The sequence below is a fragment of the Massilia suwonensis genome (genome assembly GCF_042655665.1).
Taxonomy (GTDB): domain Bacteria; phylum Pseudomonadota; class Gammaproteobacteria; order Burkholderiales; family Burkholderiaceae_D; genus Telluria; species Telluria suwonensis.
Genome location: NZ_JBHSMR010000011.1, coordinates 98,262 through 112,246 on the forward strand (window position 1 = coordinate 98,262; position 13,985 = coordinate 112,246).

The window sequence follows — 13,985 nt, forward strand, 5'->3', positions numbered from 1 at the left end:
AGTCTTTATTTCTTTTCAGCGGGCAGGCCCGGGGTCCAGACGGTGCCCACCGAGAGCTTGGCGACTTTCTTGCCGCGGCGGCCGTACCAGAGGTTGACGATGCCGCGCGAGACGAACACGGCCGAGAACATCGAGGTCAGGATGCCGAGGGTGTGGACGACGGCGAAGCCGCGCACCGCGCCCGAACCGAAGATCAGCAGCGCCAGGCCGACGATCAGGGTGGTCACGTTGGAGTCGAAAATCGTGTCCCAGGCGTGGCTGAAGCCCTGCGTGATGGCTTGCTGCGGCGTGGCGCCGGCACGCAGCTCCTCGCGGATACGCTCGTTGATCAGCACGTTGGCGTCAATTGCCATACCGAGCGCCAGCGCGATTGCCGCGATACCCGGCAGGGTCAGCGTTGCCTGCAGCATCGACAGCAGGGCCAGCAGGAACAGCACGTTGGCGGCCAGCGCCAGCGAGCTGAACACGCCGAACATGTGGTAGTAGATGACCATGAACACCACGATCGCCACAAAGCCCCACAGGGTCGAGTGCAGGCCGCGGCTGATGTTCTCGGCGCCGAGCTGCGGGCCGACCACGCGTTCTTCGATGAATTCCATCGGCGCCGACAGCGCGCCCGAGCGCAGCAGCAGGGCCAGCTCATTGGCGTCCTGGATGCTGCCGATGCCGGTGATCTGGAAGGTCGAGCCGAGTTCGCCCTGGATGGTCGGGGCGGTCGGGACGGTATATTTGCCCTTCTCTTTCAGCAGGACCGCCATGCGCTTGCCGATGTTTTCGCGGGTCACGAGGCGGATCTTGCGGCCGCCGTCGCCGTTCAGGTCGATCGAGACGGCCGGCTGCTGGTTCTGGTCGAAGGTGGCGACGGCGCTGGAGATGTAGTCGCCGGTCAGGATGATGTCTTTCGACACCACGACCGGGCCGCCGCGGCCTTCGGTGAACAGTTCCGAATTCAGGGGAATCGCGGCCGACAGTTCGGTGCCCGGGGTCACGGTCGGATCGACCATGCGCATTTCCAGGGTCGCGGTGCGGCCGATGATGTCTTTCGCACGGGCCACGTCCTGCACGCCCGGCAGCTGCACGACGATGCGGTCGGCGCCCTGGCGCTGGATGACCGGCTCGGTCACGCCGAGTTCGTTGATACGCTTGGACAGGGTCGTGATGTTCTGATTCACGCCTTCTTCGACGGTACGCTGCAGCGCGGCCGGCTTCAGGGTGACGAGCAGTTTCAGGTCGCTGCCGTCGGCGGCGTCGGCCAGTTGCAGGTCCTGGATCTGGGACGACAGGACGTTGCGGGCGGCATTACGGGTTTCGGCATCGCGGAAGCTGACTTCGACGGTGTTGCCGTTACGCTCGATACCGGCGTGGCGCACGTTCTTGTCGCGCAGGATGCTGCGCACGCTCGCTTGCGTGCCCTTCATCTTGGTTTCCAGCACGGCCTTGGCGTCGACCTGCAGCAGGAAGTGGACGCCGCCGCGCAGGTCGAGGCCGAGGTTCATCGGCAGCGCGTGCAGGGCCTGCATCCAGGCAGGGGTATTCTTGACCAGGTTGACGGTGACGATGTAATCGGGGTCGGCCGCGTCGCGGTTCAGCTGGCGCTCGAGCGCCAGCTTGGCCTTGAATTGGGCATCGGTGGTGCTGAAGCGGGCCCGCACGGCCGCCGAGTTGCCCGAACCTTCCAGGGAAACCTGGTTTGCCGGAACACCTTCGCGCTTGAGCGCATCCGCGACCCGCGCCGTGGTGTCGCTCGTGATCTTGACCGCCGTTTTGCCGGTCGTGACCTGCAACGCCGGCGATTCGCCGAAGTAATTAGGCGCCGTGTACAGCGCGCCCAGCAGGAGCGCGACAGCGATCAGTATGTATTTCCAGACGGGATAGCGATTCATAGTGTTCCAGCGTTGGGTGTTGAGCGGCGGCCCCTGCCGGTGTCGAGCGGGGGCCGCGACGCAGGCTTACAGGGACTTCAGCGTACCCTTCGGCAGCAGCGTGGTGACGGCGTTCTTCTGCACGACCATCTCGGTGCCGGCCGCGATTTCGAGGGTGACGTAGGCGTCTTTCACTTGCACGACGCGGCCCAGGATGCCGCCGGCGGTGACGACTTCGTCGCCCTTGGCCAGCGCTTCCATCATCGATTTCATTTCTTTCTGACGCTTCTGCTGCGGGCGGATCATGAGGAAATACATGACCACGAACATGATCAGGATTGGGGCGAAGGCACCAATGTTGTCCATCAGGCCAGGGGAGGCAGCAGTGGTGGTTTGCGCGTACGCGTTGGAAATGAACACAAGGACTCCGATTGTGAGATAAAAAAAACAGCGCTGTATTCTAGCACCGGCGAACTGCCAGCGGCCATTCCGCGGTATGTGGGAATGACATTCATAAATTGCAAGATGGAAATCGCAGAAAATGCGGAGGAATGCGACGGGAAGTGGATAGCGGGCGTTCGTTGACCGCGTGGGCGGGAAACCCGCCCACCTTACGGGTCAGTGTCGCCGCGTGAGCAGGGAATGTAAGGTGGGCGGGTTCCCCGCCCACGCGTCCAAACAGATGTAGGGTGGAGTCCCGACTCCACGCGTCAACGGGCGGCAGCGATGCCGCGACAGTATTTACACCCCGCGGGCGCGATCCGCAGCAAACTTCAGGCGGAAGCCGTGGAAGCCATCCGCATCGATCGCATCACGAATCTCCTGCATCAGCTTCAGGTAATAGTGCAGATTGTGGATGGTGTTCAGCCGCGCCCCCAGGATCTCGTTCGAGCGGTGCAGGTGGTGCAAATACGCGCGCGAGAAATTCTTGCAGCAGTAGCAGTCGCAGGACTCGTCCAGCGGCGCCATGTCTTCCTTATAACGCGCGTTCTTGATCTTGACGTCGCCGAAGCGGGTAAACAGCCAGCCATTCCGGGCATTCCGGGTCGGCATCACGCAGTCGAACATGTCGACGCCGTTCGCCACGCCTTCGACCAGGTCTTCCGGCGTGCCGACACCCATCAGGTAGTGCGGCTTGTTCTCCGGCAGGCGCGGGCCGACGTGGGCCAGGATGCGCTGCATGTCTTCCTTCGGCTCGCCCACCGACAGGCCGCCGATGGCGAGACCCGGGAAGTCGATGTCTTCCAGTCCCGCCAGCGATTCGTCGCGCAGGTGCTCGTACATGCCGCCCTGGACGATACCGAACAGCGCGTTCGGGTTCTCGCCCCCTTTGAATTCGTTCATCGAGCGCTGGGCCCAGCGCAGCGACATGCGCATCGACTTCGCCGCCTCTTCGGCGGTGGCGGCGCGGCCGTCGATTTCATACGGGGTGCACTCGTCGAACTGCATCACGATGTCCGAGTTCAGCGCGCGCTGGATCTGCATCGACACTTCCGGCGACAGGAATTTACGCGAGCCGTCGATCGGCGAGGCGAAGGTCACGCCCTCTTCCGTAATCTTGCGCATCGCACCCAACGAAAACACCTGGAAGCCGCCCGAGTCGGTGAGGATCGGCTTGTCCCACCCCATGAAGCCGTGCAGGCCGCCGAACTTGTTCAGCACCTCGGTGCCGGGGCGCAGCCACAAGTGGAAGGTATTGCCGAGGATGATCTGGGAACCGACTTCCTTCAGCTCCATCGGGTCCATCGCCTTCACGGAACCGTAGGTCCCGACCGGCATGAAGATCGGCGTTTCGATGGTGCCGTGATTCAGTGTGAGGCGGCCGCGGCGCGCGTGCGACAGGCCGCTGGTGTCTTTTTTAAGAAGGGTAAATTCGAGCATCGGTGATTATTGGCGGGAGTGAGTCGTCAGCAGCATGGCATCGCCATAGCTGAAGAAGCGGTATTCGTTGGCGATCGCATGGGCATAGGCCTTGCGGATCTCGGCATAGCCGGCAAAGGCCGACACCAGCATCAGCAGGGTCGACTTCGGCAAATGGAAATTGGTGATCAGGCGCGTCACCGTCTTGAATTTATAACCGGGCGTGATGAACAGGGCCGTGTCGGCGCTGCCGGCGACCAGTTCGCCCGATTGGGATGCCGATTCAAGCGCGCGCAAGCTGGTGGTGCCGACGGCGACCACGTCGCGCCCTGCCGCTTTTGCGGCGCGCACGGCGTCCACCGTCTCCTGCGCGATCGTGTACCACTCGGTGTGCATGTTGTGCTGCGAAAGGTCTTCCACGCGCACAGGTTGAAAAGTGCCGGCGCCCACGTGCAGGGTGACGTAGGCGATGTTCACGCCTTTCGCGGCCAGTTTATCGAGCAGCGGCTGGTCGAAATGCAGGCCGGCGGTCGGCGCGGCGACTGCCCCCGGTTCCTTCGAATACACGGTTTGATAACGCTGCTCGTCGAATTCGTCGGCCGTGTGCTCGATATAGGGCGGCAGCGGCAGGCGGCCGTGCGCTTCGATCAGCTCGAACACGTCGCCCTCGAAGTGCAAGGTGAAGAACTCGCCGGCGCGCTCGCCGGTGGTGACGTCGAAAGCGTCGGCCAGGCGGATGCGGTTGCCGGGCTTCGGCGATTTGGAGGCGCGCACCTGGGCCAGCACGGTGCGGCTGTCGAGCACGCGCTCGACCAGCACTTCCACCTGGCCGCCGGTTTCCTTCACGCCGAAGAAGCGCGCTTTTAGCACCCGGGTGTTGTTCATCACCAGCAGGTCGCCGGCTTGCAGCTGGTCGAGGATGTCGGCGAAATGGCGGTCGGTGATCTGCTCGCCATCGAGTTGCAGGAGGCGCGAGGCGCTGCGGTCCGGCAGCGGCAATTGGGCGATGCGCTCGGGCGGCAGGTCGAAATCGAAATCGGAGAGCGAATACATTCTGTTCAATTCTGGGAAAATAAGTGCTGGCAGCCTTACAATATGGCCCCAAGTAGGTACGGCGAACCCTCTATTTTACGCTGAACCCTGCCAATTCGCCGCTTTTATGCCCGCTCCCAAGACGCCTCCCGCCCCGAAAACGACACAAACCAAGCTCGCCAAGCTCGGCCTGCGCAGCGACATGGACCTGATCCTGCACCTGCCGATGCGCTACGAGGACGAGACCAAGATCGTGCCGATCCGCGAGGCCTGCCTGCGCGGCGGCCATGTATCGCAGGTCGAGGGCATCGTCATCAAGAACGAGATCGCCCTGAAACCGCGCCGCCAGCTGCTGGTGACAATCGCCGACGACAGCGGAGAGGTGCTGCTGCGCTTCATGAATTTCTACGGCAGCCAGGTCAAGCAGCTGGCCGAGGGCGTGCGCGTGCGGGCGCGTACCGAGATCAAGCACGGCTTCTTCGGCGCCGAGATGGTGCACCCGACCTATAAGGTCGTGAACGAGAACGCACCGCTGCCGACCTCGCTCACGCCCGTGTACCCGTCGGGCGAAGGCCTGTCGCAGCCGATCCTGCGCCGCGCGATCGCGGAAGCGATGCGGCGCGTGAGCTGGGTCGACACCGTGCCGCCCGCGATCCGCCGCCAGATGGGCCTGATGGACTTCGAGCCGGCGGTGAAACTGCTGCACTACCCGCCGGTCGACGTCGACGAATACGCGCTGATGGAAAAGTCGCATCCGGCCTGGACGCGCATGAAGTTCGACGAGCTGCTGGCGCAGCAGCTGTCCCTGAAACGGGCCCAGCGCGCCCGCCGCGACAAGGGCGCGCCGCACCTGCGCGCGGTCGGCGAACTGTCCGAAGGTTTTCTGCGTGCCTTACCCTTCTCGCTCACCGGCGCCCAGCAACGCGTGGTGAAAGAGATCCGTGCCGACCTCTACGAAGGCTACCCGATGCAGCGCCTGCTGCAAGGCGACGTCGGCAGCGGCAAGACCGTCGTTGCGGCGCTGGCCGCGGCGCAGGCCATCGATTCCGGCTACCAGGCGGCCCTGATGGCGCCGACCGAGATCCTCGCCGAACAGCATTTCAGGAAGATCGCCGCCTGGATGGAGCCGCTCGGCGTGAAAGTCGCCTGGCTCACGGGCAGCCTGAAGAAAAAGGAAAAGACGGCGGCCAGCGAGATGGTCGAATCGGGCGAAGCGCAATTGGTGATCGGTACCCACGCCCTGATCCAGGATACCGTGCAGTTCGCCAAACTCGGCCTGGTGATCGTCGACGAACAGCACCGCTTCGGCGTCGGCCAGCGCCTCACCCTGCGCAACAAGGGCAGCGACGGCCTGGTGCCGCACCAGCTGATGATGTCGGCCACGCCGATCCCGCGCACGCTGGCCATGACCTATTACGCCGATCTCGAGGTGTCGGTGATCGACGAACTGCCGCCTGGACGCACGCCGATCGTCACCCGCGCCATCGACCAGAACCGGCGCGATGAAGTCATCGAACGCGTGCACGCGGCCGTGCTCGAGGGACGCCAGGCCTACTGGGTCTGTCCGCTGATCGAGGAATCGGAAGCGCTGCAGTTGCAGACGGCGACCGAGACCTACGAAACCCTGGCCGAAGCGCTGCCCGACCTGCAGGTCGGGCTGGTCCACGGCCGCATGAAGCCGGCTGAGAAGCAGGCGGTGATGGATGCATTCTCGGCGGGCGAGGTGCACGTGCTGGTGGCGACCACCGTGATCGAGGTCGGGGTCGACGTGCCGAACTCTTCGTTGATGGTGATCGAGCACGCGGAGCGCTTCGGCCTCTCGCAGCTGCACCAGCTGCGCGGGCGCGTCGGGCGCGGTTCGGCGGCCAGCGTCTGCCTGCTGCTCTACCAAAGCCCGCTCGGGCAGGTGGCCAAGCAGCGATTGCTGACGATGCGCGAGACGACCGACGGTTTCGAGATCGCGCGGCGCGATCTGGAGATCCGCGGACCGGGCGAGTTCCTGGGCGCACGCCAGTCGGGGCAGGCGATGCTGCGTTTTGCGGACCTGGAGACGGACCAGTGGCTGGTCGAGCACGCACGCGACATCGCGGCGAGTTTATTGGAGAGCGAGACGGGGCCGAATGTGGAGATCGTCGATGCGCACCTGGCGCGCTGGCTGGGTGGGCGGGAAGAGTTCCTGAAGGTGTAATGCATGGTGGGCTCGGGGCGCCCACCATTCATGCGCCGCCCGTGTTAATCGACGCGGGTCAATTCCACCCCATCCACCGTCATCGTCCACTTGCCATTCTCGCGATGCGGCGGCTTGCTGACCACGAACGTGGACCGCACGAGAAAAACGCCGACATCGAAGTTATCGCCACTAAAACCCTGCAGGTCGACGCTGAGGTCGAGGTTCTTGCCGGGCTGGTTGCGCTTGTACTTGACCTTGCCGTCCTTGGCCATCTGGATGCGCATGTCCTTGCCCTGCCAGTCGCCGACATAGGCCATCTTCTCGGGCGGAACCGGAACGGGATCGGCCTGGGCGGCCAGCGGCAGCAGGCAGGCGCTGAGGATGAGGGTGCGAAGCAGGTGCATGATGAACTCACGGAGGCAATGAGCTGCCGAGTATTCGGCCATCACGATATGTTGTCAACATGCATACGCCGCGCGGCGTTGCGTGTTCACGACGCGTCGTCGGCCTTGTAGCGCAGCCCGATCTGGCGCCGGATCTCGTCCATCACCCGCATCAGGGCCAGCGTCTCGTCATGGCTCATGCCGGGGCTTTCGACCAAGCCTTCTCGCCAGCAGCGCTGGGCTTCGATCACTTCGTGCACGTAGCCGTTGCCGAGATAAGGCGTGGCTATCGTGCGCGTGCTGCCGTCGTCCAGCGCCACCGTGATCGAACGGGCGCGGTGGAACATGGTGTTCATGCGGATGTGGCCGCGCGCGCCGGACACCGTCAGCTCGCCCGGCGTGCGCGCCAGGAAGGAGCAGCTGCAGGCCGACATGGCGCCGCTTGCGTGCTTCATCGTGAAGCCGGTCTGGACGTCGACGCCGGTCGGGCCCATGATCGCCTGCGCTTTCACCTCGAGCACGGGACCGAGCAGGCTGGCGGCGATCGAGAGCGGGTAGATGCCGAGATCGAGCAGCGCGCCGCCGCCGAGTTCCGGATTGAAGACGCGGTGTTCGGGACCGAAGTTGGCCGTGAAGCCGAAGTCGGCCACGACCTGCTGGACGCTGCCGATCTCGCCGGCGGCGATCAGGCGCTTTACTTCCGCCAGCGCGGGCATGAAGCGCGTCCACATCGCCTCCATCAGGAACAGCTTGTTGGCACGCGCCAGTGCGATGAGCTGTTCGGCCTCGCGCGCATTCATGGTAAACGGCTTTTCGACCAATACTCCCTTGCCGGCGCCCAGCGCCAGCAGCGCGTTACTCGCGTGCTGGGGATGGGGCGTGGCGACGTAGACCAGGTCGATGCCGTCGGCTTGCGCGAGTGCCTCATAAGAGCCATAGGCGGCGCCGGCGCGGAATTCGGCGGCAAAGGCGTCGGCCTTGTCCAGGCTGCGCGAGGCGACGCCGGCCAGTACCGCATCCGGCACGTCCTGCAGCGCGGTGGCGAAGGCACGCGCGATCTTGCCTGTACCAAGGATGCCCCAACGAACTGGCTTGTCCATGACCGCTCCCCTCAATTGACCCGCTTGGGCCGGAAGACGCCCGTGTCCAGGTAAAAGGCCTGGTCCTGTCCGGGCCACCAGCCCGGGACGCCGAGCACCGGCAGCGGCGTGAAGCTGGAGGTGCTCAGGCCCTCGGCGCGCAGCGTCTGCGCCACCGTGCCGTCGATCCAGGCGCGCTGGGCGTCCGCATCGAAGCCGAAATAGTCATCCGGCGCGAACACGACGCGCACGTGCGCCGTGATCGCCTTGCGCGGCGCGACCAGCTTTTCCATCAGCGCGTGCCCGAACAGCCACAACTGGGCATCGGGGCCGAACATGGCACGCTTTTCGAACAGCGCCGCATCCCAGCAGTGGGCGCGCAGCTCGTCCACCAGTTCGCGCCCTGCGCTGGAGGCACGCACCACCAGCAAGGCCGCGTTCTCGTCGAAAATGGTGGCCGCGTCGCGCGCCGGACCGCGGGCCTTGTTGCCGCCGGCGGCTTCGATCTGCGCCGCCTGCAAGGCGTTCAGTTCGCGTTTGATCAGCGGGAAGGTCTGCCACACGAGACCATTGAAAAAATCGTGCAGGTTCTCGCGCGTCGGCACATTGCCCGTGGCGCTGATGAACTCCTCGTACGCCATCCCTTCGGGCAGCGATTCCTGCGGGACGAAGGTGATGGGCAGATCGCGGTGATTGCGCAGCGCCCGCTGCGCGGCCTGGCGGTTGAAGGCGCCGGCGAACTCCTCGCCCTCCAGGCCGAGGGCCTGCCAGGCGGGGCGCACGGCGTCGTACCAGGGCCGCGACCAGTCGATCTGCGCGAGCGCCTGCGTCACTTACAGCATCTTCCAGTCGATGCGTTCGCCCGCATTCAGCGGCACCAGGTCGTTCTCGCCGAAAGGCACGGTGGCCGGCAGCGTCCACGATTCGCGCGTCAGGGTGACCGTGCCTTCGTTGACCGGCAGGCCGTAGAAGGCCGGGCCGTTCAGGCTGGCGAAGGCCTCCAGTTTGTCGAGCGCGCCAGCGTCGGCAAAGGCTTGCGTGTACAGCTCCATCGCGTGCAGGGCCGTGTAGCAGCCGGCGCAGCCGCAGCTCGACTCCTTCGCGCCGACGGCGTGCGGCGCCGAATCGGTGCCGAGGAAGAAGCGCTCGTCGCCGCTGGTGGCGGCCGTCACCAGCGCCAGGCGGTGTTCTTCGCGCTTGAGCACCGGCAGGCAGTAATAGTGCGGACGAATCCCGCCTTTGAAAATCTCGTTGCGGTTGTAGAGCAGGTGGTGCGCGGTGATCGTCGCGCCGATCGGGCCTTCTGCTTCGGCCACGTACTGGGCCGCATCCTTGGTCGTGATGTGCTCGAAGACGATCGGCAGCGCCGGCAGGTCGCGCCGCAGCGGACGCATCACGCGCTCGATGAAGACGGCCTCGCGGTCGAACAGGTCGATGTCGTGGTCGGTGACTTCGCCGTGCACCAGCAGCGGCATGCCGACTTCCTGCATCACTTCCAGCACCTTGTAGCACTTCTTCAGATCGGTCACGCCGGCATCCGAATTGGTGGTGGCCCCGGCCGGATAGAGTTTGACCGCATGGATGAAACCCGTGTCCTGGGCGCGGCGGATCTCGTCCGGATCGGTGTTGTCCGTCAGGTAGAGCGTCATCAGCGGCTCGAACTTCAAGTCGCCCGGCAGCGCGGCCAGGATGCGCTCGCGGTAGGCCTGCGCGGCTGCGGCGGTCGTGACCGGCGGCTTCAGGTTCGGCATCACGATCGCACGCGCAAACTGGCGCGCCGTGTGCGATACCACGCTGGCCAGCCCGGCGCCGTCGCGCAGGTGCACGTGCCAGTCGTCTGGACGGGTGATGGTGATGGAATTGGGGGTCTCGATGGGGGACATGGCGGGCTCTCGGATTGCGGGACGGCGTCATTTTACCTGTATAGGGGGCGGCGCGCCGCGCTTGTCTTCGGTGCCAGGAGGTGTGAACAGAATGGCAAGACGAGCGATGGGACGACTGCTGAGGACTCGCGGAGGCGTTCGTACCGCGTGGGCATGCCCACCCTGCGAACACCTGCCGTCAGTGGATGATCTTGGCCAGGAATTCCCGCGCCCGCTCCGAGCGCGGAGCACTGAAGAACGCCTCCGTCGGCGTGTCCTCGACGATGCGACCGTGATCCATGAACACGATCCGGTCCGCCACCTTGCGCGCGAAGCCCATTTCGTGGGTCACGACCATCATCGTCATGCCCTCTTGCGCCAGCTTCACCATCACGTCCAGTACTTCTCCGATCATTTCCGGGTCGAGCGCGGAGGTCGGTTCGTCGAAGAGCATGGCCACCGGGTCCATCGCAAGGGCGCGCGCGATCGCCACGCGCTGCTGCTGGCCGCCCGAAAGCTGGGACGGGAATTTGTCCTGGTGCGCCAGCAGGCCGACCCGGTCCAGGTAGCGCAGGCCTCGCTCGAGCGCCTCCCCTTTCGCCCGCCCCAGCACTTTGATTTGCGCCAGCGTCAGATTCTCGCGCACCGACAGGTGCGGGAACAGTTCGAAGTTCTGGAACACCATGCCGATCTTCGCGCGCAGCTTCGGCAGGTCGGTCCTGCGGTCGGTTACCGTGATGCCGTCGACCCGGATCGCGCCCTGCTGCACCGGCTCCAGGCCGTTGACGGTCTTGATCAGGGTCGACTTGCCGGAACCCGAGGGGCCGCAGACCACGACGACGTCGCCGCGCGCCACCTGCGTGCTGCAATCGGCGAGCACCTGGAAGTCGCCGTACCACTTGCTGACCTTGTCGATTTCGATCACGTTTCACCACACCTGTGAGCGTGCTTGACAGCACTAACAGCCCCTAGGATACTGCGGAACTTGCCAAGTTACTCAGAACGACCCCTCGTTCGCACGCAGAATCACCTTCATTTGACGACCCCGACACGCAGAATCCACCCTGCATGCCGGGCTGAACGCGCAGGCTGACACAGGAAGTTTATGAACAATCGAAACCGTCTCACCACTTATATCCTGATCGGCCTCGTGCTCGGGGTCGTCGTCGGCTACTTCGTCAATGCGAACACCGCCAATCCGACCGGCTTCGCCGACACCATGTCGCTGGTGACGACGCTGTTCCTGCGCCTGATCAAGATGATCATCGCGCCCCTGGTCTTCTCGACCCTGGTGGTCGGCATCGCCAAGATGGGCGACGCCAAGGAAGTCGGCCGCATCGGCGTCAAGGCGCTGGGCTGGTTCATCATCGCCTCCGTCATCTCGCTGTCGCTGGGCCTGATCCTGGTGAACCTGTTCCGTCCGGGCGACGCGATGGCGGTCTCGGGCCACCTGCCGGCGGTCGGCACCTCCTCGGGCATCGTCACCTCCGGCCTGACCCTGAAGGAATTCATCACCCACCTGGTGCCGTCCTCGATCGTCGACGGCATGGCCAAGAACGAGATCCTGCAAATCGTCGTGTTCTCGATCTTCTTCGGCACCGCCGCCGCAGCCGTCGGCGCGCGCGCCACGCCGCTGATCGACGCGGTCGACGGCGTCGCCCACATCATGCTGAAAGTGACCGGCTACGTGATGAACTTCGCGCCGATCGCCGTCTTCGCGGCGGTGGCCGGCATCGTCGCCAAGAGCGGCCTGGGCGTGCTGCAAACCTACGGCATCTTCATGGCCGAGTTCTACCTCGGCATCATCCTGCTGTGGGTGATCCTGATCCTGATCGGCATGGCCTTCCTCGGCCCGCGCGTGCTGCGCCTGATCGGCCTGCTGAAGGAGCCGACCCTGCTGGCCTTCTCGACCGCCTCGTCGGAAGCGGCCTTCCCGAAAACCCTGGAAGGTCTCGAGAAATTCGGCGTCAAGAACCGCCTGGCCGCCTTCGTGCTGCCGATCGGTTACTCGTTCAACCTGGATGGCTCGATGATGTACTGCACCTTCGCCGCCGTCTTCATCGCCCAGGCCTACGGCATCGAGCTGCCGATGTCGACCCAGATCATGATGATGCTGGTGCTGATGCTGACCTCGAAGGGCATGGCCGGCGTGCCGCGCGCTTCGCTGGTCGTGATCGCCGCCACGCTGGCCCAGTTCAACATCCCGGAAGCGGGCCTGCTGCTCCTGCTGGGCATCGACCACTTCCTCGACATGGCGCGTTCGGCCACCAACGTGATCGGCAACGGCATCGCCACCGCCGTGGTCGCGAAGTGGGAAGGCGATCTCGAAGAGGCGGTACCGCACAAGGACGTCGCCACCTCGCCGCTACGCTGATCGCGGCGGGACGCGGACAAGGCCTTCCAGCGATGGGAGGCCTTTTTTTCTTATAAAAACACAGGAGACAGGTATGAAACAGCTGGCCGCGGCAGCGATGCTGCTTGCATTGAACGGCGCCCACGGCGCCACGCAGACGGTCGATTGCGGCCGCCTGCTCGACGTGAAAAGCGGCACCTGGCGCGAGCGCGTCAGCATCGTGATCGAGAACGGCGTCGTCACGGCGGTGAACCCGATGACGCAAGGTGCCGACCACATCGACCTGTCGAACCGCTCCTGCCTGCCGGGCCTGATCGACATGCACGTACATCTCACCAGCGAAACCCAGCCGGCCGTCGACGCCTACCGCGACCGCCTCACGGCCGATCCGGCCGACATGGCCTACCGCTCCGTCAAGTACGCCGAGCGCACCCTGCTGGCCGGTTTTACGACGGTGCGCGACCTCGGCGCCGAGCAGGCCCTGAACGTGTCGCTCAAGCGTGCGATCGCCGCCGGCTCGATTCCCGGTCCGCGCATGTTCACGGCCGGGAAGTCGATCGCCACCACCGGCGGCCACGCCGATCCGACCAACAACCTGTCGCACTTCCTGGGCGAGGCCATCGGCACCCCGGGCCCGACCGAGGGCGTGATCGACAGCCCCGAGCAGGGCCGCCAGGCCGTGCGCGCCCGCTACAAGGAAGGCGCGGACCTCATCAAGATCACCGCCACCGGCGGCGTGCTGAGCCAGGCGGCCAACGGCCAGAACTCGCAGTACACCGAGGACGAACTGCGCGCCATCGTCAGCACCGCCAAAGATTACGGTTTTCGCGTCGCCGCCCACGCGCACGGCGCAGAAGGCATGAAACGCGCCCTGCGCGCCGGCGTCGACTCGATCGAGCATGGCACGCTGATGGACGACGAAACCATCGCCCTCTTCAAGAAGACCGGCCACTGGTACGTGCCGACGATTTCGGCCGGCCGCTACGTCGCCGACAAGGCCAAGGATCCCTCGTATTATTCGGCGCTGGTACGCCCGAAAGCGGCCGCCATCGGCCCGCAGCTGCAGGCGACCTTCGCGCGCGCCCACAAGGCCGGCGTCAAAATCGCCTTCGGCACGGATGCCGGCGTGTTCCCGCACGGGGAGAATGCCAAAGAGTTCGGCTACATGGTCGAAGCGGGCATGGCGCCGATCGAGGCGATCCGCGCCGCGACCATCCACGCGGCGACCTTGCTCGACCAGTCGCAGCGCCTCGGGATGGTGGCGCCGGGCTTCGCGGCCGACATCGTCGCGGTCGACGGCGATCCGCTGCGCGACGTCAAGGTGCTCGAACAAGTGAAATTTGTGATGAAGGACGGCGTCGTTTACAAGAAGTTGTAACGCGTT

General features: G+C 65.0%; 12 protein-coding genes. 3 read left to right on the forward strand and 9 right to left on the reverse strand.

Features of this window, described 5'->3' with window-relative positions:
• Positions 1-5: 5 nt before the first annotated feature.
• From secD to queA, 4 genes are all read right to left on the reverse strand, one after another.
• Positions 6-1,883, reverse strand: coding sequence for a protein translocase subunit SecD (secD, locus tag ACFPQ5_RS07010; RefSeq protein WP_379752716.1), 1,878 nt, complete (start codon positions 1,881-1,883; stop codon positions 6-8).
• Positions 1,884-1,949: 66 nt separating this feature from the next.
• Positions 1,950-2,282, reverse strand: coding sequence for a preprotein translocase subunit YajC (gene yajC, locus ACFPQ5_RS07015; protein ID WP_379752718.1), 333 nt, complete (start codon positions 2,280-2,282; stop codon positions 1,950-1,952).
• Positions 2,283-2,603: 321 nt separating this feature from the next.
• Positions 2,604-3,743: a tRNA guanosine(34) transglycosylase Tgt gene (gene tgt, locus ACFPQ5_RS07020; RefSeq protein ID WP_379752720.1), complete on the reverse strand. Its 1,140-nt coding sequence runs from the start codon at positions 3,741-3,743 to the stop codon at positions 2,604-2,606.
• Positions 3,744-3,749: 6 nt separating this feature from the next.
• Positions 3,750-4,775 carry a tRNA preQ1(34) S-adenosylmethionine ribosyltransferase-isomerase QueA gene (gene queA / locus ACFPQ5_RS07025; RefSeq protein WP_379752722.1) on the reverse strand — a complete coding sequence of 342 codons (1,026 nt, stop codon included), beginning with the start codon at positions 4,773-4,775 and terminating at the stop codon, positions 3,750-3,752.
• Positions 4,776-4,881: 106 nt separating this feature from the next.
• Between queA and recG the strand changes: the two genes are divergently transcribed.
• Positions 4,882-6,942, forward strand: coding sequence for an ATP-dependent DNA helicase RecG (gene recG, locus ACFPQ5_RS07030; protein ID WP_379752724.1), 2,061 nt, complete (start codon positions 4,882-4,884; stop codon positions 6,940-6,942).
• A 44-nt stretch (positions 6,943-6,986) separates the two neighbouring features.
• On the opposite strand, the gene ACFPQ5_RS07035 is transcribed toward recG, so the two are convergent.
• From ACFPQ5_RS07035 to ACFPQ5_RS07055, 5 genes are all read right to left on the reverse strand, one after another.
• Positions 6,987-7,328: a hypothetical protein gene (locus ACFPQ5_RS07035; RefSeq protein WP_379752726.1), complete on the reverse strand. Its 342-nt coding sequence runs from the start codon at positions 7,326-7,328 to the stop codon at positions 6,987-6,989.
• 86 nt (positions 7,329-7,414) lie between these two features.
• Complete coding sequence (locus ACFPQ5_RS07040; RefSeq protein ID WP_379752728.1) at positions 7,415-8,407, reverse strand: Gfo/Idh/MocA family protein; 993 nt, start codon at positions 8,405-8,407, stop codon at positions 7,415-7,417.
• An 11-nt stretch (positions 8,408-8,418) separates the two neighbouring features.
• Positions 8,419-9,219 carry a DUF3025 domain-containing protein gene (locus ACFPQ5_RS07045; RefSeq protein WP_379752730.1) on the reverse strand — a complete coding sequence of 267 codons (801 nt, stop codon included), beginning with the start codon at positions 9,217-9,219 and terminating at the stop codon, positions 8,419-8,421.
• The gene (gene pyrC / locus ACFPQ5_RS07050; RefSeq protein ID WP_379752732.1) at positions 9,220-10,269 is read right to left on the reverse strand and encodes a dihydroorotase; all 1,050 of its coding nucleotides are present in this window, start codon (positions 10,267-10,269) and stop codon (positions 9,220-9,222) included.
• A gap of 178 nt (positions 10,270-10,447) precedes the next feature.
• Positions 10,448-11,173, reverse strand: coding sequence for an amino acid ABC transporter ATP-binding protein (locus ACFPQ5_RS07055; protein ID WP_379752734.1), 726 nt, complete (start codon positions 11,171-11,173; stop codon positions 10,448-10,450).
• A gap of 180 nt (positions 11,174-11,353) precedes the next feature.
• Here ACFPQ5_RS07055 and ACFPQ5_RS07060 point away from each other — a divergent pair, with 180 nt between their 5' ends.
• A complete protein-coding gene (locus ACFPQ5_RS07060; protein ID WP_379752737.1) occupies positions 11,354-12,622 on the forward strand; it encodes a dicarboxylate/amino acid:cation symporter in 1,269 nt (422 codons plus the stop codon).
• Positions 12,623-12,695: 73 nt separating this feature from the next.
• Positions 12,696-13,979: a metal-dependent hydrolase family protein gene (locus ACFPQ5_RS07065; RefSeq protein WP_379752740.1), complete on the forward strand. Its 1,284-nt coding sequence runs from the start codon at positions 12,696-12,698 to the stop codon at positions 13,977-13,979.
• The last annotated feature ends 6 nt before the right edge of the window (positions 13,980-13,985 follow it).

Excerpts from the sequence above, each read along its gene's own strand:
- pyrC (WP_379752732.1), bottom strand. The coding sequence starts at position 10,269 with ATGTCCCCCATCGAGACCCCCAATTCCATCACCATCACCCGTCCAGAC.
- tgt (WP_379752720.1), bottom strand. The coding sequence starts at position 3,743 with ATGCTCGAATTTACCCTTCTTAAAAAAGACACCAGCGGCCTGTCGCAC.
- queA (WP_379752722.1), bottom strand. The coding sequence starts at position 4,775 with ATGTATTCGCTCTCCGATTTCGATTTCGACCTGCCGCCCGAGCGCATC.
- ACFPQ5_RS07060 (WP_379752737.1), top strand. The coding sequence starts at position 11,354 with ATGAACAATCGAAACCGTCTCACCACTTATATCCTGATCGGCCTCGTG.
- ACFPQ5_RS07065 (WP_379752740.1), top strand. The coding sequence starts at position 12,696 with ATGAAACAGCTGGCCGCGGCAGCGATGCTGCTTGCATTGAACGGCGCC.
- recG (WP_379752724.1), top strand. The coding sequence starts at position 4,882 with ATGCCCGCTCCCAAGACGCCTCCCGCCCCGAAAACGACACAAACCAAG.
- ACFPQ5_RS07040 (WP_379752728.1), bottom strand. The coding sequence starts at position 8,407 with ATGGACAAGCCAGTTCGTTGGGGCATCCTTGGTACAGGCAAGATCGCG.
- secD (WP_379752716.1), bottom strand. The coding sequence starts at position 1,883 with ATGAATCGCTATCCCGTCTGGAAATACATACTGATCGCTGTCGCGCTC.
- ACFPQ5_RS07035 (WP_379752726.1), bottom strand. The coding sequence starts at position 7,328 with ATGCACCTGCTTCGCACCCTCATCCTCAGCGCCTGCCTGCTGCCGCTG.